This window comes from Imperialibacter sp. (genome assembly GCF_048007035.1).
Classification (GTDB): domain Bacteria; phylum Bacteroidota; class Bacteroidia; order Cytophagales; family Cyclobacteriaceae; genus Imperialibacter.
On record NZ_CP180355.1, the window covers coordinates 4,966,060 to 4,990,200 of the forward strand.

Consider the following 24,141-nt stretch of genomic DNA (forward strand, 5'->3'; position numbering starts at 1 on the left):
CATCGCCCTCAATAAAATAAGAAGGGCCAGGCAATATGCCCGGCCCATCAAAAAACTGCTATTTAATTATTACTGAAGTTTAATTGCAATCTGATCCCGGATAGCCACAGTTCTGAGGGTATCCACCCACAGTTCTGTCGATCTGTGTCTGCGGTATTGGACGTTTGGTATGGTAGTCCTGAATATTGCCTGCCCCAAGCGGATTGTAGGCCCGAACATACTCCACCAGTTTTCCTGTTCTCGCAAGGTCGAACCAGCGACACTGCTCGCCATCCATTTCGAGAGCACGCTCTTTAAGGATAAAGTCGATATCGACATCAGCTGCAGTGATTTGCATCGCTGCCTCCATACCTTCTTTGGCGGCCCTTGTTCTTACCACGTTGATGTCATCAGCAGCTCCGGCGCTATTTCCAGCAAGGAAGCGAGCTTCGGCACGAAGCAGGTAGGCATCAGCCAGTCTCATTACGAACCAGTCTCTTGAGCCACGTTCCCACTGGATAGTCGGTCTGCGGGGATCAATGAACTTTTTCAAAGTAGGGAACAGTCTTTCTGTATAAAAATACTGGTCGCCATCAAAAGCCGGATTCTGAGTGATAACGTTGTAGCGAACCTGAAACTTCTTTCCAGTCATCCATTCAGCGTCTTTACCTGGCCCTGGTACATACATCGCAGTGTCTCCTACTGTGAATCTGTCCGTTCCAATGTCACTAGCGGTAACCGTTGATCCGTCGGCCTTCTTAGCTCCGTTGGTTACATGCACCTGTTCCCACTTAGGAATGCTTTTCGGGTTGTTGCTGATATAAGCATGCTTGTATGTTTGATCATACCTTGCATCTATATCACGGGTTTCTGCCCAAACGGTACCCATATAGTCAGTAGGTCTGAATCTCTTAAATGGACGCCCACCTTCTATATCACGAATCATCCCTGCACGGATGTCATACTCCATCAAGAAATAAAGATGGCCTCTGTTACCTACGCCACCATTACCGCCGTTCAGGATAAGGTCAGTAGCATACTGCACCGCCCAAATAATTTCTGAATTGATCTGATTGTCCTGATCCCAAAGGGCATCATGAGACTCAACCAGCGCATAACCGTGGTCATTGATCACATTAGAAAACAAAGTATTGGCACTTGCAAAATCCGCTGGTGAGCCAAAAGACTGCTGTCCTCGTGTGAGGTATGCCTTAGCAAGTAAAAACTGAGCAGCGCCTTTTGTGGCACGGCCATAATCGCTTTGCGCATCTGGCAAATTGGCAATAGCAAACTCAAGATCAGGGATGATACCATCTGCGTATACGGCCGACTGAGGTGAAGGATCCGCTTCTACTTCTGCACCTATGGTTTCCTCAAGGGTAAGGTAAACATCACCCCAGGTTTGCACCAGGTAGAAATAGTAGTACGCCCTTAGAAAACGGGCCTCAGCCTGGCGCTGCGTTTTTAATGCATCACTCATGTCTTTCACATCTTTCGAACGGTTCAATACGGCATTGGCCTGATTGATTCCCTGATAAAGGAAAGTCCATTGCTGATCAAGGATGTTAACGGTAGGGTTCAAACCGTTATCGTAGAAGTTAAAGGATTTGTAACCCCCATCAGCACCGTTTGTATGTGTATCCGTACCAAAAATGGTTAGCATGTAGGCACGCTCATTACTGTGAATTTCACGCAAGAAAGAGTAAGTGGCATCCACTGCGTCTTCCAAACCGGCAGCTGTGGTGTAGTAACTTCCAGCCGAAACGTCTGAAACCAGCTTTTCATCCAGGAAGTCGGAGCACGACTGGGCCGTGAACGCCACAAGCGCCAGGGCCAGTATTATCGATTTTATATTTTTATTATTCTTCATTATTTTCTCGGTTTTGATTCCCCTTAAAATGTTACACTTAGTCCACCCAGAATTAGTTGGTTGGAAGGCATCTCTCCTGAACCAAGATTACCACCTCTCTCAGGATCAAATAGTTTGAATTTCGACCAAACAAGCGGGTTCTGAGCCGTCGCATAAATTCTCACATTCGTAAACCTCAACTTTTCGAGCACACTAGAAGGCAGTCTGTAACCTAATGTGATGTTTCTAAGCTTCACATAGCCGCCTTCTCTGTACCTAAGCGTACTACCATTTGTAATACCTTCTTGATTTTTGTTGGGTCTGGGGTAGTCATTAGTAGGGTTGTCAATTGTCCAATAATCAACTTTCAGGTTATTATAGCGTGCCTGCATACTTGCCTGACCCTGACAAAACTGACAGTCGATCATAAAGCCAAGGCGATAGTAGAAAAAGAATGACAGGTCAAAACCTTTGAAACTTACAGTGTTGGTTAATCCACCGTAGGCCGCAGGTACGTCGTTGCCCAGAATTTTTCGATCAGCTGGAGTGAACTTGCCATCGCCATCCTGATCTTTCACCTTAATCTCGCCAGGTACAGCGCCCATAAACGCCGCAGCCTCATCTTTTTCAGAAACCTGCCAGATGCCTATTTTCTCGTAGTCGTAGAACGAGCGAATTGGTTGGCCGATGAACCAGCCGCTGCCTACGTCATCTATCTTGTTACCATCTGCATCCCTTTGGGCAAGGTCAACAATTTTCTCTTTGTAGTGTCCCATGTTGAAGTCTGCATTCCACTTCAATCCATTCGACATGTCAAGGATGGTGGCTCCCAAAGTGATTTCAAAGCCATTGGTTTCCGTTCCGCCAATGTTCTGTAGAATCGAAGTATAGCCTGATGTTGGAGGCAAAGCTCTTCTCAGCAATAGAGAAACACCTGTTGAGGTATGGTAATAATCGAATGTACCAGTCAACCTATTGTTGAATAGTCCAAAATCAAAACCTACGTCGGTAGTTGCTGAATATTCCCAGCTTAGGTCCGGGTTAGGTATGCCACCAAGTGCAAATCCTCTTGCATCGGCTTCATTCCAACTATAGACTGACTGGTTAAGTGCACCTTGTGTCTGGTAAGGTGATACCGCAGTGTTTCCCACTTTTCCGTAAGAAGCCCTTAGCTTCAAATCACTGATAAGATTGACTCCTGAAAGGAATGCCTCATCTTTCATTCTCCAGCCCACTGAGATGCCAGGGAAGGCATTCCACTTGTTGCCTTCAGCCAACCGAGAGGAACCATCCCAACGCATACTGGCCTGGAAAAGGTACTTTCCTTTGAACGAGTAATTTACTCTTCCCATGTAAGACAGTAGTCTGTAACGCTCAAGCCTTGAACCGTAGTCGGAAATGGTGCCGAGACCAAGATTGTACCACTGAGCTGTTTCGTAGGGCAAGTTTATTGCAATCAAACCTGCTCTGGTCGAATCCTGCTGTGCAGAGCTTTGCAGGCCTGTCAGGCCAAGGCTATGATCTCCGAATGATTTGTTGTAGGTCAGCAGATTTTCCTGGGTATAACCAAAGCTCTGTTGGTTGAAGAGCCCGGCAGAGGGGGTACCATTTTTACGAGCCTGAGTGAATTGACCTTCGAAGCGGCCTCTTTCCCAAGCCTGGAAGTCCTGACCAATTAGGAACTTGTATTTCAAACCTTCTAAAATTTGAACTTCAGCATACACAGATGAGAATAGTCTGTTTACTGTTCTTTGGTCTATGTATTTACCCGGCACCAATTCATTCAAAGGATTGGTACGGATACCGTCCGAAATAGGAAGGAAGATAAGATCTCCATTGTCATCGTAAGGCATACCAAGTGGAGTTTGGTTAACCGCTTCGGAAATGGTCGACCCGGAGCCCCAGTTTTGAACTGAATGCGAATAAAGTGAAGACATGCCCACCTTGAAGATTTTGTTTATCTGATGGTCTACATTTACTCGTGCAGTATATCTTCCGTAGTCAGTTCCTTCAACCAGTCCATTTTCTTTGAAGTAGCTAAGAGACAAACTCACTTGTGTTTTTTCTGTACCACCGTTCACACTGATTTGTTGGTTCATTTGAGAACCGTTTTGGTAGATCAGGTCTTGCCAATCGGTAGATCGGCCTTGCTGGGCTGAAAGCAACTCAACTGGATCAACAAATACAGCGTCATCTGCTGGAATAGAAGATCCAGCGTCTCCCCACGCACTTCTGCCGGATGCGCCGTTGGCATCTACTCTGTTAGCTTCACGTTTTAGGTCAGCAAACTCTTGCCCATTCATCATTGGGATAGTCTTAAACGGAGCAGTTGCGGCATAAGTGCTGGTGTAAGTCACTTGTGTTTTTCCGGGGCGACCTCTTTTGGTTGTAATAAGAATTACTCCGTTGGAGCCTCTTGATCCGTAAATAGCAGTTGCAGCGGCATCTTTCAACACTTCCATGGACTCGATGTCCGAGGGGTTAAAGTCCTGAATTGAATTTGTTCCAGCAGTCATTGGAATTCCATCTACCACGAAAAGTGGATCATTTGAGGCAGTTAGGGATCGTCTACCACGGATAGTGATATTGGAGCTCTGTCCGGGACGCCCACCACTTTGCAGTACGTCAACACCAGCTACCTGCCCCTTCATGGCCTCCATGGCATTGCCAGTTGGTATTCTGGTAAGCGATTCGCCATCGATAGATGCGATTGAAGCAGTTACGTCCCGCTTGTCCTGGGTTCCGTAACCAACTACTACAACTTCGCTGAGCGACCTGACATCTACTTCCATCCCAACACTTATTTGAGACTGCGAGCCGACGGTCACTTCTGTGGTAGAAAAGCCGATGGCGCTAAACACCAAAACGGCGTCTCTTGAAGGAACTCTTAAGGAGTATTTCCCGTCAATATCTGTCACTGTTCCCGTGGTTGTTCCTTTAACAATCACGTTGACACCAGGTAGGGCCGAGCCATCTTCCACAGATGTGATCGTACCTGATACCGTCGAATCCTGCCTGGCAATCACCTGGCCGGAGCAAATCACAACGAGTGCCAATCCTATCGGAAAGCACCACAGGATTTGCTTACATTTTGATAAAATTTCATTCATAGTAAGTAGGGTTTATATATAATGTAATGAATTAAATTTGTTTAGACCCAATGCCTTATCACCAGCTTGGCTTTGAGGCATTTAGTAAGTTAATAAAATCGAGCTACCTTTCTTTTGTTTTGGCGACATATAAATACTCTTCTTTATCCTGGAAGACAGTTTAGTGGTGAAAAAAAAAATTAGACTATTGATTTCCTTAAAGACTTTAAAGCACGACTCATTTGTGTTTCAATGGTTTTAACGCTGAGATGAAGCCGATCGGCAATCTCAACGTAGCGCAGGCCCTGGTCACGACTTAGCTGAAACACCAGGCGACACTGTTTAGGCAACCTGGCTACAGCGTTATCTATACTTTCCTGCAATTCTGCATACTCCGACCGCTTCTGCGGGTCGAAGTGATCGCAGGGAATAGCCAATTCGTTCTCAATATTTGTGAAGCTGTATTTCTTCTCCTTTCTAAGATAATCGAAAGAGATATTTCTGACCGCTGTGTAAAGGTATGACTTGGGGGAACTGGAAATGACAATCACATTTCGATTGATCCAGATTTTAAGGAAGACTTCGCTTACTAATTCTTCAGCGACTTCATTATTCTCAACCAATTTCTCGCAGAAGCTGCGAAGCGGATGATAGCCAACAACGAATAATTTTTCAAACGCCTGAGAGTCGTCATCACGAAGTACTCTCCACAGCAAATAGTCTATGCTGTCAACAGATTTTGACGGAGCCAGTCTTGTCCCGGTAATAGAAGCTCTTTCGGTTATAAGCATTGTTTAAGTAAGTCGTCGATTTCAATCGATTGAAATAAATTTACTCTCAAAATCTGAACAAAACAGATTTGAGAAATTTTTTTTAACGGTATCTGTCCCGGGAACGGTACCGAAATTTTTTTTAGCTTTACATTGAGCTATCAAATTCTAATAATGAGCAAATCTGACTCTACCATCCGAGACATTGCACGCATGTTGGGGGTGTCAAAATCCACTGTATCCCGGGCGTTGAACAATCACTATGATGTAAGCCAGGAGACAGCCAGGAGGGTGAAGGAATTGGCGCTTAAAATGGACTACCAACCTAATATATTGGCACGGCAGTTAAAGCTCCAGCGCACCAATACTCTGGGGGTTATTATTCCGGAAACCATTAACCGGTTTTTTGCTAAGGCTGTAGGAGGGATTCAAGAGGTGGCTAATGGCGCCGGATACAATGTGATGATTTGCCAGTCGAACGAAACGCTGACGCTTGAACAGAATAACTTACAAACCCTGATGTCGAGCAAGGTGGATGGATTGCTTGTATCGGTGTCAAGGCAAACAGACCGGAGCGACCACTTTCAGTATGCGATTAATAAGGACATACCGCTGGTTTTTTTCGATAGGATATTAGAAGAGTTGGCGGTGTCTCAGGTATACTCCGATAATTTTGATATTAGTTTTCAGGGGACAGAACACCTGATCCAACAGGGTTGCAAAAGAATTGCCTTTGTGGCTGGACCATCGCACCTTTTTAATAGTCGCAACAGACTTAATGGCTACCTGGAGGCGCTCAAAGCTAACAATGTGCCCGTGGTAGAGTCGCTTATAGTTCAATCCAACTACCAGGCCGGACATGTGCAGCAATACACCAGGTACCTGTTCGACGCCGAGGAGAAGCCAGATGGCATTTTTGCCATCAACGACATATCTGCTCTTGAAATGATGCATATTTTGAAAATGCAGGGGTTGCAGATTCCCAGAGACGTGGCGGTGCTGGGCTTCAACAACGAAGTCATCTGCGATTTTGTAGAGCCAACGCTGAGCAGCATTGAACACCCTGCCTTCGACATGGGAGCAGCAGCGACAAGGATTTTGCTAAAACAAATCTCATCTAAGGAAATCACCCAGCAGAAAGAACTGATAAAAAGCCGACTTGTTATCCGTGAGTCGTCGAGGCGGTACTAGCAGTTCTCTAAAAAAGCCGATTGGTGGCGAGGATTCTCACGTAGTTGGAGGAAGTTTCCTTATATTGCTTTCACACCCTTTGCCAATTACTTTACCCGGAACCTTAAAGTTAAAATGAACAGCAAACTATCTCCCATAATTAGTGCCGATGAACTGCGAGCTATTTATAACTACGACGATTTGGTCATTGTGGATGCCAGCGGTGGCCCGAAAGCCAGAGAAAACTACAGTAAGAAGCACCTCGACCAAGCTTTATTTGCTGACATCAATAAAGACCTTGCCAACGTAAAGCCCAATGCGGCAGAAGGGGGAAGGCACCCGTTGCCTACAGCGGATCAATTCTCGCAGGCGCTGGGGCGGTTGGGGATCACACCCGGGAGTCATGTGGTGGTGTATGACGACATGGGCGGCGCCAATGCCGCCGCTCGCTTGTGGTGGATGCTGAAGGCATTTGGACACTCCAAAGTCCAGGTGCTTAACGGTGGGCTTTTGGCAGCGGAAAAGGCCGGGCTGGCTACGTCTTCAAAAATGGAAATCCCTGGAAAAGTAGCTCCGTACCCGGTAGTCGAATGGAAATTGCCTCAGGCGGACATGCTGGAGGTGGAGAAGGTAGCCAAAGCAAAAGACCACCTGGTTATCGACGTTCGGGATGCCAAAAGGTACGCCGGTCTTACGGAGCCCATCGATTTGATCGCCGGACATATTCCCGGTGCTGTCAATGTTCCCTTTAGCGACAACCTGACCGCCGATGGTCTTTTTAAATCTCCCCAAGAGTTAAATGACAAGTACCAGGCTGTATTTGGCAACATACCCACCGATCGGATTATTGTACATTGTGGATCGGGCGTTACTGCGTGCCATTTGTTGCTGGCCGCCGACTATGCTGGTCTTGATATTCCCAAACTGTACGTGGGCTCATGGAGCGAGTGGTCCAGGAATAATAAGGAGATGGTGACAGCCGACACTGCCGGGCACTAGCGGCGTAAAATGGATCGTGCAGTTTTCTGAAGCCATTCGGTAGCTGTATTTTACGGAACGAACCTAACTTTTATGGAAAAAGAGGAAACCCCCAAATGGCTTGAAGACCTTCAGCAAAGAAGCTGGGAACCGGAAGTGCTGCTTTCAGGAATTGTGTTGTTTGGCATGTTCAAGGTTCCTCCATTACTGGACAAGGCGCTGGCGTTTTTCAAGTCCCAGGTATTTAGCTCAACCACCGATATTGATAACCTGGTGGGCATACTCAAACTTGGGATTTATTGGCTCATTCTCGGCCTTATCCTTCACTTGATTTGCCGGGGCATATGGGTAGGAATGGTAGGGCTAAGCTATACCTTCCCCAACGGAGTTAACGCCGAGCGACTCAAATATAAGCATCGCTTTAAGGAAAGAGTCGAGAAGATTCCACCCTTTCAGCGCATTATTATTAATCTGGAGAAACTCTGCAGCTCCTTGTTCTCGCTCTCTTTTATGCTCTTCATGAGCATTGTAGGGGCCTACCTATACTTTTTCATCCTTTTGGTTATCCCGTTTTTTATAGGGGTCGCTTTTCAGGGGAACTTTAATTTTACCGACACACGGGCCTTTGAAATTTATGTTGTTGTGCTGCTGGTAATCGCCTTCATAGGACTTATTGATTTTCTTACCCTCGGGTTCTTCCGGCGCTTTTCCTGGATCAGTAAAATCTACTGGCCTTTTCACCAACTCATTAGCACGTTTACATTGGGGCGCTATTACAGGCCTATTTATTTCGCTTTTGTAAGCAACTCCAACCGATGGGTGGTCTTCTTGCTTCTTACTGTGTTTGCTGTTGGGAGCTTATTTGGGCTGGATGAAGTTACCAATGATGCGTATGATGGAAGTTCATTCTCCCGTTTGAGCTTGTGGCATGGTGATGATCAAAGGCTAAGGGTGTTCACTGGTTATTATGAAGATCAAAATGAAGAGCTTTTTTCCTACCAGGCGCAGATACCCTCTGATATTATCGACGGGAATGTCCTTAGACTCTTTATCCCGGCCGGAGTTATTAAGGAGGACTCGATCAGGGCGTATGTGAACTATGATTCTCTGGTTGTTGCCAGCAAGGGCATGACCAGAGATGCGAGGGATATGCCCGCCATAAAAAAGTTTTACCATGTCTACCTGGACGACAGCCTGGTAAGGGAATACCCTCTTCTCTATCATTTTAGGCTTAAGACAAATCAGCCGGGCTATCTGGCTTACATCGATATCGCACAGTTGCCGCAGGGTATGCATACGCTGGAAGTTGGGGGGCCACCTTCCATGTACAAGAATCGGTGGGCGTCTATTCCATTTTTCAGAGAGCTGGACGCAAGTGAAAGGAAAAGCACTAGTTCCACCCAGGAAGAAGAAGATGGCTATTTTCAGGTGAAGCCAGGACTGCCCAGGTGAGGCTGCAAAGTGCGAAGGATATAATCGTTTTGTGTTGTTTGACGCATAATCGTAATTCTACCAGAAGTCTATTCCTGCCATTCGACTTCCCCACACCAGTGTTCAGAAGCTAGTCTACGACCTTTTAATTCTATAATGGTGAACTACTCAAAGGCTAAACTAGCGCTAGCTTCTGACGATGTTTTTGATTTTATGTATTTAGCACCAGCCAGTAGTAGATAGGCATCCCAATAGTGATATTCACCGGAAATGTTATCGCCAGCGCCATGGGCAGGAATAGGCCTGGGTTGGCTTTGGGTACAGCAATTTTCATAGCCGCTGGCACCGCTATATAAGAGGCGCTTGCTGCAAGAATGGCCAGTATGAATCTGCTACTCACATCGGAGGTGAAAAGGCCAGTGGCTATGGCAGCCGCAGTTCCGTTGATAACGGGCACAATGAGGGCAAAAACCGTTGGAAAGGGCCCACCGGCGACCATTGACTTAAGCTTTTTGCCACTGGAAATGCCCATGTCTAGTAGGAAAACTGCCAGAAAGCCTTTGAAAATGTCCGTTGTGAAAGGTTTGATACCTTCGGCTTGCTCGGCATTGGCGAAGTAACCAATCAACAGGCTTCCAAGGATGAGCAGCACGCTTCCGTTGGTAAAGGAGTGGCTTAGAGCCGTCCTTTTTTTGATCTTTTGCGACTCGTCTTTGTTGAAAATGCTTATCAAAAGCAGTCCGGCGATAATAGCGGGTGATTCCATTAGTGCCATAATGGCCACCATATGCCCGTGAACTTGACTACCCTGGCTTTCCAGGTAGCTCACTGCCGTTACAAACGTGACAGCACTGACCGAGCCATAGGCTGCTGCCACTGCGCCAGCGTCAAACACATTCATGTACCGTTTGAGTATAAAAAAGGTGTACAATGGGATGATGATGGAGATGCCGACTCCGAAAATCATGGAAGATAAAACTTCAGCTGTAAATGCCTCATGCGACAGCTCCTGGCCACCCTTAAAGCCAATGCTAAACAGGAGGTAGAGGGAGATAAACTTTGAAGAGCCAGCTGGTATTTCCAGATCACTCTTCACATAAACGGCGATGATGCCGAGAATGAAAAACAATAGTGCAGGATTAGTCAAGTTGTCGATAAGGAGATTCAGACTCATAGTTTGTTTGGTTATGGGTTGCAATAATCACAGTAAGCGGGGCCTTCGCTGGGTTTGTCCTGTGGAAATAATTTGTGTTCTTCGAAATGGCAGAGCTGGCAGCCATACGTGCTGGCCATCACGGATTTAGTAGGTTGTGAGCAAACCGAGCAGGGTAAGCCGGCTGCCTGACGCACAACCCCAAAGCCTGGCGCACCACACACAGCGCAGCTATTTTGAAGCTTGTGAATAAGCTTGATCGTAGCAGCCCTGATAGTTTCCATTCTTAAAGGGTTGTGCATTGCTCTCATGTCGGTTTCGACATACACCTGTCCCCACGTGTTCATAGTGGATTCAAAGGCTATTTGGAGTGCTGGCCAGGTGTTGATTCCTTTAACAATTCCAGCATCGCTCTTTGGGTTTTTCCTAATAATAAGCCCGTGAGAAGGAAATAGTGCCTTTTCTGCAAAGGACTGGAGTTCCTCTAAGCTGACAATGGCCTGCCCGTTAAAGTTGGTTTGGAAAGATACTTTTGAGGCTGATACCTCGAACCCATTCCTGCTGTCAACGAGAAGCACAAGCTCTTCATTGGCTGCTTGAAATGGTAGCGAAGGATGTGATCCAAATGATCCCTCGCTGGCTATGCAAAGGTCACCGCCGATCTCGGAGAGTGCCATCCTGCATTTTCGCCTGGCAGCTTCAATCGGACTAAATCGCCTTGGAATCTCCCCGCTGAAGGTGCCCAGCTGATCGGTGTCTAAATCAGCTGGGACAACGCACTGACACCCCAGATAACGTTCTAAAAGTGGTGCCATTACTTCTTCTTTTTGATGAAGACTCGCAATAATGACAGTTCTACCGTTGAACCAATCCTTCGCAATCATTGGTTTCAATCATGGTCAAAATAGGATACCAGTTTTAAGCGGAGTGGTTGGCTTTTCAGAGTTCGAACCTTCCCTATCAAAACCATTTTCAAAGCATCAAGCCGTTCTATTTCCGACTGGCAGTGTTGATTGGGTTTGAAATAGATCACGTGACTAGATAGATTTTTTAACTTTAGGAAATTGATCTTCTGATCAATTAGCCCTGAAATTACCTCCTCAGCGTTTTCTGGCAGGTATACTTCATTTAAAATGGTTACTTCATTGTTCTGCTTCATGTCTTTCGCTTTCATTTCTTATTACGCTATTTAAAATTGTTGCTGGTATAGCCGCTTTTTGCTATCAAACCCGTGCGAGTTTTTTTGTTTCAACTCCAACGTGCGGTGTACTGATTGGCTGCTTAGAAAAAGTTTATTTTTCCTTATAGTGTCCCACGATGATTTGGAAATCATGATTGTGTTTCCGCTCAGGTACACCTTTGCGCCCACCTCCAATTCATCGATTTGAGTCTTTGCCCCAATTGCTTTGACGACTCTTCGTGTAGCGTGCATGATTTCAATGCCTATTTCATTCCCTTTCACAATTGCGTTTGTTGCACGTACTAGTTGTATTTATTTCGCAAAACTGATGCAGTAAATTCATTTATTTTTATTTATATTTATTATGAAACACATAAAATTTATTTATGAATTATACGTTAAACCAGCTTCACATCTTTCTGAAGGTGGCTCAAACGCAGAGCGTGACAAGAGCTGCGGAAGAGCTGCATTTAACCCAACCTGCTGTTTCGATTCAACTTCGAAATCTTCAAAATCAGTTTGAAGTGCCGCTCACTGAGGTTATAGGCAGAAAAATTTACATCACCGAATTCGGCCGTGAAATTGCCGAAATGGCGGAAAGAGTTCTTCAGCAGGTAAGAGATATTGATTATAAAATGCTCGCCTACAAAGGACAATTGGCAGGTCGGCTCCAGCTTTCGATAGTGTCGACTGGAAAATACGTGATGCCCTATTTTCTAACCGATTTTATGAAGCAACATCCAGGTGTGGAGCTTAATATGGATGTGACCAACAAGGCAAGAGTGATCGACAGCCTTAAAAACAATGAAGTTGATTTTGCCCTGGTGTCGATTTTGCCGGATGAGCTGGCGATAAATAAAGTTGACTTACTTGATAATCAACTTTTCCTTGTAGGCAATAAAGATAGTACCGTTTCATCGGGAAGAGACCTCGCTCAGTTCTTTCAAAGAGTTCCTCTTATTTTTCGTGAGCCTGGCTCCGGCACCCGACAAACGATGATGCGGTTTGTAGAAAAGAGTAGAATGACCATCGGGAAGAAGATGGAGCTTACCTCCAACGAAGCCGTGAAGCAAGCTGTGCTGGCGGGGCTCGGGCTTTCCATTATGCCTTTGATAGGCATTAAGAAGGAGCTGGCGTCAGGGGAAATGAAAATTATTCCAATAAAAGGGCTGCCCATAACCACCTCCTGGCAATTGATCTGGCTGAAAGCCAAGAAGCACTCTCCGGTGGCTCAGTCATTTTTGTCGTTTGTTGAAGTTCATAAGGAGGACATCATCAAAAAGTACTTTTCGGAGCTGGATCGCAGGGTCTAAAGTCTTCAAATTTGTGCTTATTCTATTTCCACCAACTTCACTGGCCCTATCAATCCCGACGGCTGCACCTCCCAGTCGCTGGCATCGAACGCCTGATAGTCGATATTCACGAAGTTAATTTCGTGGTACTTGCGCCATTCTATCCCCGCCCTGTCCATGTAGCGAATGCGGTTGGCCATCAGGTTGGCTACTTCTATTTCTATGGTATTGTCGCCTTCTTTTAGGTAGTCCCCAATCCTTAACTCGTGGGGCACAGCCCAGCTATTACCTGCATACAGCCCGTTCACCCATACTTTGGCACTTTCCCGCACATCGCCCAGCTGTAGAAGGTAGTCATCCTTTTTCGAAACCAGGATGAAGTGGGTAGCGTAGGTAGCAGTGCCGGAAAACTGGTCGGCCAGTGAATCTCCCAGGGCCGTCCAGGGCTGAAGCTTGTCCAGGGTTTTGTTGCCGGGCAGGGTGGGGCCGCCAGCTTTGAAGTTAAGTGTCCATTGACCATTGAGCGCAACGGTTCCACCGGTTTCGTTGGCATAGCTCCAGTCGGTAGCAGAGCTTTCGTTGCCGACTTTAAGGAAAAGAGACTCGCCAGATTTGATCTGCATGCGGACTTGCGTTAGCCCGTTTTCGGTTTTTGTTTCGGCATTGCCAGCACGGCCTGTCATAGCATCCAGTATCACAGCCTCCTTAAAAGCTTTGTTAAATGGCACCCACCCATCGAAAGCTTCGGGTCGCTGGTTGACAATAAAATAATAGGTATTGTTGCCATCCACCCTCCGTACAAACTTAAGACCGAGTGCCGCCAATCTTTCAGGCTGAATCATGGCAGCTGTTAACGATGCCTGTACGTTGCCGGCAGGGCTCGTGGAGGTACCCAGGCCCATCACTAATGAGTCGAGAATTGCCCTTCGCTGCTCCAGATTGTGGAGGCCAGGCACGTCTTCCGGCAACCCCTGGAGAATGATGGTCACTCCCTGTTTTTTAAGTTTAAGCAGTGTCTGAAGTGCTTTGGTGGACATAAAGGTCATTTTGGGGATGACCAGTGCTTTGTATGATGTGCCGTTGGGGCCAGTGCTTAGCTGTCCGTTGGGAACGGCCAGTTTCTCCAGCCAGCTCTCAGAGATATAGTCGACCAGGTAGCCTTTTTCTGTCAGCCTTTTGGCCGTTGCATAAAAGTTGGTCGGGTGCAGCCACTCATCGATATTGTGTACTGTGAACAGGTACTCCAGGCTTTTCTTGCCTGAGAAGTATGCAGCGTCGTCGTAGGGGAAGTAGAGCAGCACGTCGCCATCGGCCTGTCCGGTTTGGAGCACCGACTGACTTCTGTTGATGTAGCCGGTGAGCCCACCTATATGGGGCCACCAGCTGTTGGATGGAGCAAAGTTGGTAGAGGCATAGAAGAGCCACCCAGGCCACTGCACTTCGGCCGGGCTGTAGGTAGTGCCGTGAAAGAACACGTGGTTCACTCCCGCCAGAAATGCCTGGTCGAGCTCGGGTTTGGTTTGTGAAAGGGGCGTTTTAAAATGCTCGCCTAGCCAGGTGAAGGTTTCAGACGACACCAATGGCTTGCCAGCCACGTGGGCTGCCGAGGAAGCAAACTTGAGCATATAAAGATCGGGTGGCAGGTGACGGCTGGAGTGGGTGTAGTTCTTGGCACCGGGAATATCGAACCCGGAATAGCCAAAGGTTTCGCACTCCGGAATGTCGGTAGAGGCGTACACATCCAGCAGGTTGGCCGGGGAGCCATGCGCCTGGTTGCGTGACAAAGCACCGTGGTTGTTGATCCAGTTTTTCCAGGGCTCACTGAAGTTGGCCAGCAGCATTTCGCCCATGGTTTGGCGGTAGTCGGCCTTGAGCCTGCCCACAGTTGCTGAGCTATCGCCACTGAGGAGGGTGGGCAGGTATGGTTTGAGGTCGTAGCCACGGCTGCGTTCAAAGGTATCGAATAGCGTAGGCGTGAAGTTGGCACCGTACACCTCATAGCTGTCGTTAAAAAAGCTTCGGATATTGGGGCCGGGTGAGCCAAATGCTTCTTCGAATCGGGCTGTGTAAACGGGGAAGGACTCTTTATTGAGGTGATCCATCACTAGACCGGCGCCACCGGGAGCAGCTCGCTTCACCATTTGCCCCGTTTTGCCGGCGAAGATCGCATAGAGCTCATAGTTGGCGTCTGGTGTCCATTTCAAAAGTCCATCCTCACTCAATGAATCAGTTAGGTCAATGGTTGTTTCAGGCCCATAAGCCATTAATGTTACCAGCTTGGGGCGCATGGCTGCCTGCTTCTCATCGTTGACAGTAATTTTCTCTTTCAGTGCTTGCCCTGCTTTTAGTGAGTATTGTTGAACCACCATTTTAGAGGCAGCATATTCCGGCGTGATCTGCGGGCCGCCGTAGGGCCAGCCCGTGCCCAGGTTCATGTCGACGCCAATGCCCAGGGAGTCGGCCACCCGGATCACAGTTTGCAGTCGATCCATCCAATCTTTGGAGAGGTAGTCAATGTACTGCTCTTCAAAGCCCATGGCACCATAGATGGGGGTGATTTCTACGCCGCCCAGCCCGGCCTCGTGGTAGGCTATGAGTTGCTTCCTGATATTGGCATCGTCCACAGCGTTGCCCATCCACCACCAGCGGGTCCATGGTTTGGTGGTGACCGACTCAGCGGGCCAGTCTTGCTGAGGTGTGGTTTGGCAGGAGAGGAGGAGAGCAAAGGGTAATAGGATGAGCAGGTAGCGCATATGGGATTGTAGTTTGAAATAGACCGGGTAAGTTAATTGATTTTTTTGAGTGGAGAGAAATGAAGTGCCGGATATGCTACCATTACGTCGGATTAGGAATTCGGCATTTTAACTGTGTCGAGTGTCCCTCTCAGCGGAGCCTTGTGGACGATATCGAAGAGCAGAATGCCGCTAACATGGATACTATCATGCATGGGGGCTCAGTAGGAAAGAAACGGCAGCTATCTTGGATTGTCCGCCACATAAATTAATTTTATCATCGGCGTGGTTAAGTGCTAGTGGGAAGTGACATTCATTGAAATTCTAGCAACTCTTGGTCAGCTATTATGAAAAGCGTTTTTATGAAATACATCATTTCAGTTCTTATTATTTCGATTGCCAGTGTGGCATATGGACAGGAAGATTTACCCGCAGGTAACGACCAGTTCATGAAAAGACAATTCGAACACACCGCCACTGCCTTTAAAATGTTGTCTTATGATCGTGTAGCTTGGGTGAGCTCGGATAGCATTCAAACTCTTTCGAAAGAGGAACTTAGCACCTATGGAGGTCAGTGGTTTTGTTATCTAGATTCTGCAGGGCGTTATCATGCATTGTACGGAGCCTACGATTCAACCTATACACTCACTGCCCATTATTTGGTGGACTCCGCTTCTTTTGCTGTCAACCGTACTTTTGGACAGTTTGATACAACACTCGCAGTCCATTATTCAAAAGCTTATGACTTGGCCCTTGCTCGAAAAAATGAGTTCCTGGGGCCTGAAGATCGACTTAGATACAATCACTTTATTTTTCGAAGTGACACTTCAATAAAAGTTCATTTCTTGCCTGCGTTTCAGCCAAATGGCTATATGATTTATGGAGCTGAACTACATTACACTTTGAGCTCCGATGCAAGCGAGATTATTGACACTTTGGAATATTTTAACGAATACCGGGGATATCAGTCAATGCCCAACAAAACGATATCAATTGTATATGAAGATTTAGATTATATTCCAGTAGGTGCCGTGTTTTTCCTATTGTATTATGAACGCCAATTCAAGTCTATAAGAATCGTAACGAAAGACTACGTAACTACATTGATTCGAGGCAAGGACAATGAACCATCTTGGTTCCATGTAGTAAGAACGCCACCAAAAAAGAAGAAGAAAAAGAAAAGTAATCCTTAGGTTTCCGTTAAGCGCTTAACGAATTCTCGTTAATGTTTTTTTTTGAAATCTTTTGCTCGCAATTTTTAGCTTAGTGCCAACGATCATCAGCCAGCAACACCTGCAAAAGAAAGATATGATTAGGCCCCAAAAGCCAGTCAATAATTCCGATAGTAACTCCTGACCTTGCTGATGGCCTGATCATAAAGCGGTGCCGTAAATTCCTCGAACATAAACTGAGGGCTGGGTGCTGAAGCTTCCACTGTGTTCACCATGGCAAGCTGTTCATCGCTGAGTGCCCGTTCGTCGCCGTTGAAAGAAGCCCAGCGGATGGCCCAGGTGTACTCACTTGGAAACTTCTCCTGGGTGATTACTTTGTTCAGACCATTGTCGAACACCTTGAAATCCAACACGCCGGTCCCCGTAATGGCCTTTTCGTTCGTGGTAAGTTTGGCCTTCACAGTGCCATAAATTTTCACGTTGTCTTTAGTGGCAATCACCACACTGTCCCGGCTAACATCGGTGGTTGTTTTGTTGCTGTACACATTGCCCAGGTTGAACCGGTCAAACTCCATGGTGATTATGTGATGCACATAGTCCAATTTCTCGGCATTTGCTTCGCCTGGAGTGTAAAACCGCACATATTGATTGATCACGGTGTTGTGCAGGTATTCATTGATTTTGTTCACAAAAAACTCATGCTTGATATTGAACATTCTTGAAGGAGATGGAATGGGCTCCACTACCACACGCAGCGTGGCATAGTACAGAGCCTCTCCTAGCTTCTCGTCCACGTCTTTGAACCTGGGCGCTAGCGCCTGAGCGGCCATAAAATGCTGATGTGCTTCAATAGCTTTGGTGCGTTGTTCCTTTCGCCTGAGCGCTTCAACTCCAAGGTTGTAGTGCACGTCGGCAGCATTCCTCCTAGCCTCGGCCAGCTGCGCATCGTAGCGGGCCGGGTTGGGTACTGCCGCCCTGCAGCCAGGGCATCTCTGGATTTCATCAGCCAAAAAATTGATGTATTGATAATCTCTGGCAATCGACTCCCACTTCATAATATCGTTGGAAGCTTTCGCTTTTTTGATATTCCCCAAATGAGACTCCAGGGCATATTTGTAGGCCTTTTCGAGCGTTGCTTGGGCCTTTTTCTGCCCGTCGTTGGATCGGAGCCGGTTGATTGCTTGTGAAACTGCCCTTTCGTAGTCACCCTTTTGGAGCGCTTTTTTCCCGCTGGCACAGCCGGACAGCATTGCAACAGCGCCTAAAATAATGAGCAGGTGATAATATTTTTTCATGGTTGGTTGGCTTTGGTGCTAAGATAGGGATACCAGAAATAATGCCAACAAAAACCTACCGCCAGTTAGGGGCTTATCTGCCTTAGCTTAGAGTGACCTGCAAAAAAAGAGTCGCAGCTACTTTAAGTATTTTTCAGCCATCGTTAAGAAATCAATTTTGCTAACTAACGGCTGTTAGCAGGCAACCTTGACATTTTTTAATGTGCAAGCCAGAATAGCATTCAGAGACTTTATTGCTTAGCTACCCTATACTACCCAGGAGTTGACCATCACGGTGGTTACAGCCAGCATGCAGCGCATGAGGAATTGCAGTTTGAAATTGACTGGATGATACGTCGATTTTTTGGAAGAGAGAGAAATTGAGGGCCTGGATTAGAAACATGACTTTTGAAACACTTTGAGTGCCTCGCTCAGCGTGCCCTCCGAAACTTCCCGACTGACAGAAGGCACCAGAGTTGTGCGTGGTTCGATTCATCTCACACCTCATTTTTTGTCAGCGGTATTTGACCCCTACGCAAACTCACCTAACTTGCCCCGGTGCATTTTATTTGATTCCTTTTGCATCCTCATCTGACGGTCGGAAAGAGACGGCCTTGGAAAGTCATATGCAAAATGGTAGCCAACCAGGACAAAGCTTATGAAGTATATAATTATTGCCGCTTTGCTCATGCCAAGCACTTTTCTGTTTGCGCAGGACATTGAGTTTCGCCACAGCGGAAGACTAATATTGGGAGATGCTAAAGAAAAAACTGCTTCTATTGGGGTTGGAGATATTGACAACGATGGAGATATCGATGTCGTTGTCGCCAATGGAAGGCACTGGCCCGAGCAAAACAGAATTTTTTACAACAATGGACTGGGGATTTTTACGGTATCCCGTCCGCTTGACGACGTGAGCGAAACCAGCTATGCCACCGAATTGGCAGATTTTGATGGCGATGGTGATTTAGATATTGCAGTTGGAAACGACATGGCGCCCAATGCGATTTATATTAACTCAGGAGGAGGCATTTTCGAAAGAGGCTCCTCTTTTGGAAAGGAGTATGCCCCAACCCGGAACCTAACCACGGCGGATATTGATGGAGATGGTGATATCGATATTTTGATTACCAACCGGGGTGCCGAAAACGAAATATGCCTGAATGATGGCAAAGGCAGGTTTGACCGGGTGCTCCAATTCGGCGAAAAGGACGATTCAACAATCGACGTTGAATTGGCGGACATCGACGGAGACAATGACTACGACCTGATACTGGCCAACAGGGACGGTCAGCAAAACTATATTTATCTCAACGATGGAAAGTTAGGGTTTGCCAAAAAGGTACCTTTTGGCACTGGCAGTGATGAAACACGAGCAGTAGCCGTTGCCGACATCAACAAGGACGGTATCATGGACATTGTCACTGCCAATATTGGTGAACCCAACAGGGTGTATTTTGGCAACCCTGCATTGACCTACGACACCTTTGTTGTTTTTGATGAAAGTGACGACGAGTCCTATTCTGTTACGGTGGACGATTTAGACCTGGGTGGAGATATCGATATTATTATTGCCAACTCTGGGTCTCCCAATTTGGTCTTTTTCAATGATGGGGGAGGCAAGGTCTGGCGGCGGATGATACTTCGAGAGGTAAACCACGACACGTATGATATCATTTCGGCAGACCTCAATGGCGATGGACGGCCAGATATTATAGAGAGTAATTCAGAGGAAATTAATGCTTATTACCTGAACCGTGCTGTGGGTAAAAAGTAAGCCACCATGGCATCCCCGGGACAATGATTGAGCGTTTTCGCTACCCGAGTTAATTAGATTCTAACCTGCCTTCACTTCCGCTGACCGTTCTTCCATTCTTTAAAAAATGGAAGTGAAAATGCCGTACAATCTTGCTTATTTCGCCAGCGAAATAAGCTTTTAAAACGCTCTATGAAGTCACTCCGTACCATTTCGCTATTGATTCTTTTGGCTGCCTGGGTATTCGTTGTTGGTTGCGGTGGAGACACTGAGGAGCCTGATCCTGTTGAAGAGGTGGATGCGGAGGTTCATTTGAGTGAGTCGACCGTTAATATCGTGATGGGTGATTCCACCAGGCTGCTTTATACCATCACGCCCGATACCATTATTATTGAGGACCTGGTGTGGACTTCCTTGAACGAAGACATTGCGACGGTGTCGTCTACAGGCATGCTCAAAGCTTTGGGCATTGGAACCACAACTGTTAAGCTGAGCAGTGCGAGCGAGGGGGCCGAAGCGCAGCTTACCGTTAATGTACTCCCTGTTCCCTTGTCAGCCGTGGAGATAGCAAGCGGCGATTCAGTGATCGTTGCGTTCATTGATGTTGAGCAGGCCTTGCCATTGTCTTTCATGCCGGACAACGCTACCGATCAAAGTATACAGTGGAGGTCGTCGAATACCAATGTGCTGAGCGTGGATCCCGCTGGAAAGGCGCTGGCCAAGACCCTGGGCTATGTGTTTGTGGAGGCTTACCGGGAAAACGACCCCCTGATTTATGATGCAGTGACTGTGATTCCAGCCGAAGAAGGCCAGCTGGTGGCCGCCAGTTTTGTGAACGTGGTGACATTCGCAGGCAAATACCAATACAAAGTGTTTCTAGGCAGTACCGATGTGCCAGTAACGACAGGGAAGGTCACTCTGTACAGTACCAACGGCTTTACTTTTACTATCGAAGCGGAAGTCGCTACAACGACAGAAGCGGTCGATATTGCGGCTGGTAAAGCTGCTCAAATAGCCACCCTTGAAGTTACGGAGGCTGAATTTAATGACCTCTCACTCGGAGCGCTGGTGAGTATAGAAATATCACTTAACGGGGTCGACTATGATGTAATGGTAAATGGCAACAGTGTGATAAGGGTGGTAGAGAAATAGCGGGCCATTGCTGAAGTTAACAATGGCCGCCTTTCGTTTTTTTGTGTGAAAACCCCACGTTCCTGACTCTTTCAGTCCGTCCGGTCTACTCGCTCCTCAATGTGCTGGCCGGATTTGTCTTCAATGACTTTAGCGCATAGCTACCTAAAACAACCCATGAGGTCACCATCACAATGCCAGCCGCCAGCAAGTAGGCGAAAGGCCCAAGGTTGATTCGGAAAGCGAATCCCTCAAGCCAGTCGTTCATTACATAGTAGTTGAGTGGCACCGCAATGAGCAGACTTGCCAGGAGAAGAAGTGTTGTTTGCTTTAGGAGGATCATGAGTAATTGTTTTACAGAAGCACCTAATACTTTTCTGATGGCCATTTCTTTCATCCGCTGTGCCACAGTGAAGCTCGCCAGGCCAAGAATACCCAGCACGGCCACCAGGATGGCCATAAAAGTAGCATAGAGTGTCATAGAGCCTATACGTTCTTCTGTTTCGTAGAGGTTTTGGAACTGCTGATCGACAAAGGTGTAGTCAATCGGGTGATTGGCCTCAAAGCCTTTCCAGGCGTCCTCAATTTGAGCCATGGTTTCGCTGAGTCCGACGGCATTGAGCCGTACCAGCAGCATGTTGTAGCGGTTGCTGTTTCTGCCCCGGAACACATGTATGACGGGTTCTACGGCATTGGCCAGGGAGCTGAAGTTGAAATCTTTTACTACCCCAATCACCTCGAATCCTTCATCAGAATCAGGAAACATGAGCTTATGGCCTTCAACCGAAGCCCAGCCCAGCTGTTTCATAGCAGCCTGGTTGATAACCGACTTGCGTTGGTCGGAGCGCATATCAATATCAAAATCCCGGCCTTCCACAAACTCAATGTCCATGGTGGAGAAATACTTGTCGTCGACGCCAACGAACCGCCAGTCGAGCGGGGCACGGTCTCTGGCGTCTTCAGACTGCACCAACACGAAACTCCCCCGGTACCTGCCAGGTGCGGAGTTGGAAGCACTCACCGACTTCACGCCAGGCACTGCTTCGAGCGAATTTCGGAAAGCTGCCCACCGCTGTTCATTTTCTTCACCCTCACCTGACCGTGCGTTGATGATCAGTACATTGTCGGGATCGAAATTCATGTCTGCCGTCTTCATGAAGTTGATTTGCTGATACATGATCAGTACAGCGCTGACAAGCATCACGGCAATTGCGAATTGGCAGGTGACAAGAATATTTTTTGGGTCAAAGCCGCTCCGCTTCAGAGAGGTACTGCCGTGCATTACTTCTCCGGCTTTCAACTTAGAAAGGGTGAGGGTAGGGTAAATACCGGCTATCAATCCCAGGCCGATAATGCCTGCCAGTAGGCTGACCAATGGCAGGGGCTCAAACAGAAATGCGAGTGACATTTGCTGACCAAAAAGGTCGATGAAATAGGGTAGCAGAATAAAAGCCAATGCTATGCCCAGAATACTACCGACGGCAAAAAGAAACGTAGTTTCTCCGGTAAACTGGAGAACCAGGTCTTTGCCCCCGGCACCAAACGTTTTGCGCACTGCTACCTCTTTGAACCTGCCAAGCGACTGGGCAGCGTTGAGATTGGCAAAGTTGAAAAAGGCAATCAGCAGCAGCCCGATAGAAATATAGCCCAGAAAGTAGCCGTACTGCTGCTGTCCCGTGTTGAAGTCGTAATAGTCGGCCAGAGGCATCAGCTCCAGGGTGCCCCGCTCAGAGGGAGTGACAAATTTCTCCACTAGTTGGGGGAATTGCTCAACCAGGGCTTTCGGGTTCTGCCCATTCCGAAGTTGGATGAAGCTGAACATAAAAGAAGCGTCCCAACCAAAGTAGCCGAGCTCAGTCCATTGCTGCCTTCTTGACTCCAGATTGATGACAATATCAAAGTCGAAGCTGGAATTAAACGGGATCTTGTCCAGTACCCCGGTGACTTCATAAGTGATTGGTTCATTAAAGGCCACCTCAATTGTTTTGCCCAATGGGTCTTCGTCTCCAAAGATTCGCTTAGCCACCTCACTGCTAATCACTACCGACCTTGGATTTTCAAACACCCGACCTTTGTCCCCGTGGAGCATCGGAAACGAAAACATATCGAACATGCCCTGTTCACTGAAAGTCACGCCCTCGCTGTACTCCTGCTCCCCATGGCGGATCGTCGTTTCGCCGGCAAAAACAAATCGACCAATAGAAGAAACACTGGGAAACGCTTTTTGTACTTCTTCCGCCAGTGGCGCCCAGGTGTCGCTCACATCCATTTTTCCACCCTCGGGGGTCAAACGGGTGCGGTACAGGAAGTAGATATCTTCTGTGTTCTCATGAAACTGGTCATAGGTGATGATGTCGTAAGCATAAACACCCAGCAACAGGCTTACAGCCACACCCAGGGTAAGGCCGAGCACATTGATGGAAGCAATGAACTTTCTGTGTCGGATGTTGCGCAGCGCAATGAGGAAATAACTGCCCAGCAGTGGCCAGTAGGAGCCGTTGTACCTGAATTGTACTGAATGCTCTTCTTCACTGATGTCGGCCGGAGTGCCCAGCTCTTCGATGGCTTTTTTACAGGCCTCTTCTGCAGAGCTGCCCTGCGTTTGCAGCCGTTCAATACTTTGTCGCAGGTGATCTTCCAATTCGGCGATCACGCCATCTTCCAGGTTCTTTTGCTTTCGGAGTTGTTGGCGCCACTGAGTGATGTGGCGTTCGATGAGTTGTTGATTATCCATGTGAAGTTTTTGAGTTGAGTGACCAAAGCTTCTGGAGTACATGGTGCATAGCCAGCCAGTGTTCCTGCTCCTGATGAATGGCCGCCTTGCCAAGCTCGGTAATGGCGTAGTACTTGCGGTGACGTCCATTGTCCGACTGGTTCCATTGTGAGGTGACCAATCCTTCTTTCTCCAGCCTGTGGAGAACAGGGTACAGCATGCCGTCGGCCCATTCCAGTTGTCCGCCCGAGAGGGTTTTGACTTGCTGGATAATATCATATCCGTAATTGGGGCCCTGCTGTAGGATACCGAGGATGAGAGGTTTGGAGGAAGCAGCAATCAATGATTTGGAAAAATCCATATACTTAAGAAGTCTTTATACATAGATAATCAATGTATAACGAAAACGCAAATCAGACCCTGTGAAAAAGTCCGTTAGCAACTACTTCATGAATGGCTTGATTATTAACTG

General features: G+C 47.3%; 17 protein-coding genes. 7 read left to right on the top strand and 10 right to left on the bottom strand.

Features of this window, described 5'->3' with window-relative positions:
- Positions 1–79: 79 nt before the first annotated feature.
- The 3 genes from ACMVP2_RS21565 to ACMVP2_RS21575 all read right to left on the bottom strand — a co-directional run bounded on the left by ACMVP2_RS21565 (position 80) and on the right by ACMVP2_RS21575 (position 5,708).
- Positions 80–1,849 (bottom strand): RagB/SusD family nutrient uptake outer membrane protein, encoded by a 1,770-nt coding sequence (locus ACMVP2_RS21565; protein ID WP_416865058.1) that lies wholly within the window; start codon positions 1,847–1,849, stop codon positions 80–82.
- A 23-nt stretch (positions 1,850–1,872) separates the two neighbouring features.
- Positions 1,873–4,938 (bottom strand): SusC/RagA family TonB-linked outer membrane protein, encoded by a 3,066-nt coding sequence (locus ACMVP2_RS21570; protein ID WP_416865059.1) that lies wholly within the window; start codon positions 4,936–4,938, stop codon positions 1,873–1,875.
- 179 nt (positions 4,939–5,117) lie between these two features.
- A complete protein-coding gene (locus ACMVP2_RS21575) occupies positions 5,118–5,708 on the bottom strand; it encodes an RNA polymerase sigma-70 factor (protein ID WP_416865060.1) in 591 nt (196 codons plus the stop codon).
- A 153-nt stretch (positions 5,709–5,861) separates the two neighbouring features.
- Here ACMVP2_RS21575 and ACMVP2_RS21580 point away from each other — a divergent pair, with 153 nt between their 5' ends.
- The 3 genes from ACMVP2_RS21580 (at position 5,862) to ACMVP2_RS21590 (ending at position 9,287) form a co-directional block, all read left to right on the top strand.
- Positions 5,862–6,878 carry a LacI family DNA-binding transcriptional regulator gene (locus ACMVP2_RS21580; RefSeq protein ID WP_416865061.1) on the top strand — a complete coding sequence of 339 codons (1,017 nt, stop codon included), beginning with the start codon at positions 5,862–5,864 and terminating at the stop codon, positions 6,876–6,878.
- Between the two features lie 114 nt (positions 6,879–6,992).
- Positions 6,993–7,856: a sulfurtransferase gene (locus ACMVP2_RS21585; protein WP_416865062.1), complete on the top strand. Its 864-nt coding sequence runs from the start codon at positions 6,993–6,995 to the stop codon at positions 7,854–7,856.
- A gap of 72 nt (positions 7,857–7,928) precedes the next feature.
- Positions 7,929–9,287 carry a hypothetical protein gene (locus ACMVP2_RS21590; protein WP_416865063.1) on the top strand — a complete coding sequence of 453 codons (1,359 nt, stop codon included), beginning with the start codon at positions 7,929–7,931 and terminating at the stop codon, positions 9,285–9,287.
- 190 nt (positions 9,288–9,477) lie between these two features.
- On the opposite strand, the gene ACMVP2_RS21595 is transcribed toward ACMVP2_RS21590, so the two are convergent.
- The 3 genes from ACMVP2_RS21595 to ACMVP2_RS21605 form a co-directional block, all read right to left on the bottom strand.
- The gene (locus ACMVP2_RS21595) at positions 9,478–10,440 is read right to left on the bottom strand and encodes a sodium-dependent bicarbonate transport family permease (RefSeq protein WP_339794260.1); all 963 of its coding nucleotides are present in this window, start codon (positions 10,438–10,440) and stop codon (positions 9,478–9,480) included.
- 11 nt (positions 10,441–10,451) lie between these two features.
- A complete protein-coding gene (locus ACMVP2_RS21600) occupies positions 10,452–11,234 on the bottom strand; it encodes a DUF6671 family protein (RefSeq protein ID WP_339794258.1) in 783 nt (260 codons plus the stop codon).
- A gap of 74 nt (positions 11,235–11,308) precedes the next feature.
- Positions 11,309–11,593, bottom strand: a complete 285-nt coding sequence (locus tag ACMVP2_RS21605; RefSeq protein WP_339794256.1) for a hypothetical protein — start codon at positions 11,591–11,593, stop codon at positions 11,309–11,311.
- A gap of 392 nt (positions 11,594–11,985) precedes the next feature.
- On the opposite strand from ACMVP2_RS21605, the gene ACMVP2_RS21610 reads away from it, so the two are divergent.
- On the top strand, positions 11,986–12,912 hold the full coding sequence (locus tag ACMVP2_RS21610) for a LysR family transcriptional regulator (RefSeq protein WP_339794254.1): 927 nt from the start codon (positions 11,986–11,988) through the stop codon (positions 12,910–12,912).
- A gap of 17 nt (positions 12,913–12,929) precedes the next feature.
- On the opposite strand, the gene ACMVP2_RS21615 is transcribed toward ACMVP2_RS21610, so the two are convergent.
- A complete protein-coding gene (locus tag ACMVP2_RS21615; RefSeq protein ID WP_416865064.1) occupies positions 12,930–15,644 on the bottom strand; it encodes a glycosyl hydrolase in 2,715 nt (904 codons plus the stop codon).
- A 341-nt stretch (positions 15,645–15,985) separates the two neighbouring features.
- Between ACMVP2_RS21615 and ACMVP2_RS21620 the strand changes: the two genes are divergently transcribed.
- Positions 15,986–16,816, top strand: coding sequence for a hypothetical protein (locus ACMVP2_RS21620; protein ID WP_416865065.1), 831 nt, complete (start codon positions 15,986–15,988; stop codon positions 16,814–16,816).
- 137 nt (positions 16,817–16,953) lie between these two features.
- Here the strand turns inward: ACMVP2_RS21620 and ACMVP2_RS21625 are convergent, their stop codons facing one another.
- Entirely contained in the window at positions 16,954–18,090 is a 1,137-nt protein-coding gene (locus ACMVP2_RS21625) for a hypothetical protein (protein WP_416865066.1), read from the bottom strand.
- 637 nt (positions 18,091–18,727) lie between these two features.
- Between ACMVP2_RS21625 and ACMVP2_RS21630 the strand changes: the two genes are divergently transcribed.
- Together ACMVP2_RS21630 and ACMVP2_RS21635 are read left to right on the top strand one after the other, a co-directional pair.
- Positions 18,728–19,846, top strand: a complete 1,119-nt coding sequence (locus ACMVP2_RS21630) for an FG-GAP repeat domain-containing protein (RefSeq protein ID WP_416865067.1) — start codon at positions 18,728–18,730, stop codon at positions 19,844–19,846.
- 171 nt (positions 19,847–20,017) lie between these two features.
- The gene (locus ACMVP2_RS21635) at positions 20,018–20,977 is read left to right on the top strand and encodes an Ig-like domain-containing protein (RefSeq protein ID WP_339794244.1); all 960 of its coding nucleotides are present in this window, start codon (positions 20,018–20,020) and stop codon (positions 20,975–20,977) included.
- Positions 20,978–21,062: 85 nt separating this feature from the next.
- On the opposite strand, the gene ACMVP2_RS21640 is transcribed toward ACMVP2_RS21635, so the two are convergent.
- Together ACMVP2_RS21640 and ACMVP2_RS21645 are read right to left on the bottom strand one after the other, a co-directional pair.
- Positions 21,063–23,690, bottom strand: a complete 2,628-nt coding sequence (locus ACMVP2_RS21640; RefSeq protein ID WP_416865068.1) for an ABC transporter permease — start codon at positions 23,688–23,690, stop codon at positions 21,063–21,065.
- On the bottom strand, positions 23,683–24,030 hold the full coding sequence (locus ACMVP2_RS21645; RefSeq protein ID WP_416865069.1) for a PadR family transcriptional regulator: 348 nt from the start codon (positions 24,028–24,030) through the stop codon (positions 23,683–23,685). The genes ACMVP2_RS21640 and ACMVP2_RS21645 overlap by 8 nt, the downstream gene beginning before the upstream one ends.
- Positions 24,031–24,141: the final 111 nt, after the last annotated feature.

Excerpts from the sequence above, each read along its gene's own strand:
- ACMVP2_RS21565 (WP_416865058.1), bottom strand. The coding sequence starts at position 1,849 with ATGAAGAATAATAAAAATATAAAATCGATAATACTGGCCCTGGCGCTT.
- ACMVP2_RS21570 (WP_416865059.1), bottom strand. The coding sequence starts at position 4,938 with ATGAATGAAATTTTATCAAAATGTAAGCAAATCCTGTGGTGCTTTCCG.
- ACMVP2_RS21575 (WP_416865060.1), bottom strand. The coding sequence starts at position 5,708 with ATGCTTATAACCGAAAGAGCTTCTATTACCGGGACAAGACTGGCTCCG.
- ACMVP2_RS21580 (WP_416865061.1), top strand. The coding sequence starts at position 5,862 with ATGAGCAAATCTGACTCTACCATCCGAGACATTGCACGCATGTTGGGG.
- ACMVP2_RS21585 (WP_416865062.1), top strand. The coding sequence starts at position 6,993 with ATGAACAGCAAACTATCTCCCATAATTAGTGCCGATGAACTGCGAGCT.
- ACMVP2_RS21590 (WP_416865063.1), top strand. The coding sequence starts at position 7,929 with ATGGAAAAAGAGGAAACCCCCAAATGGCTTGAAGACCTTCAGCAAAGA.
- ACMVP2_RS21595 (WP_339794260.1), bottom strand. The coding sequence starts at position 10,440 with ATGAGTCTGAATCTCCTTATCGACAACTTGACTAATCCTGCACTATTG.
- ACMVP2_RS21600 (WP_339794258.1), bottom strand. The coding sequence starts at position 11,234 with ATGGCACCACTTTTAGAACGTTATCTGGGGTGTCAGTGCGTTGTCCCA.
- ACMVP2_RS21605 (WP_339794256.1), bottom strand. The coding sequence starts at position 11,593 with ATGAAAGCGAAAGACATGAAGCAGAACAATGAAGTAACCATTTTAAAT.
- ACMVP2_RS21610 (WP_339794254.1), top strand. The coding sequence starts at position 11,986 with ATGAATTATACGTTAAACCAGCTTCACATCTTTCTGAAGGTGGCTCAA.
- ACMVP2_RS21615 (WP_416865064.1), bottom strand. The coding sequence starts at position 15,644 with ATGCGCTACCTGCTCATCCTATTACCCTTTGCTCTCCTCCTCTCCTGC.
- ACMVP2_RS21620 (WP_416865065.1), top strand. The coding sequence starts at position 15,986 with ATGAAATACATCATTTCAGTTCTTATTATTTCGATTGCCAGTGTGGCA.
- ACMVP2_RS21625 (WP_416865066.1), bottom strand. The coding sequence starts at position 18,090 with ATGAAAAAATATTATCACCTGCTCATTATTTTAGGCGCTGTTGCAATG.
- ACMVP2_RS21630 (WP_416865067.1), top strand. The coding sequence starts at position 18,728 with ATGAAGTATATAATTATTGCCGCTTTGCTCATGCCAAGCACTTTTCTG.
- ACMVP2_RS21635 (WP_339794244.1), top strand. The coding sequence starts at position 20,018 with ATGAAGTCACTCCGTACCATTTCGCTATTGATTCTTTTGGCTGCCTGG.
- ACMVP2_RS21640 (WP_416865068.1), bottom strand. The coding sequence starts at position 23,690 with ATGGATAATCAACAACTCATCGAACGCCACATCACTCAGTGGCGCCAA.
- ACMVP2_RS21645 (WP_416865069.1), bottom strand. The coding sequence starts at position 24,030 with ATGGATTTTTCCAAATCATTGATTGCTGCTTCCTCCAAACCTCTCATC.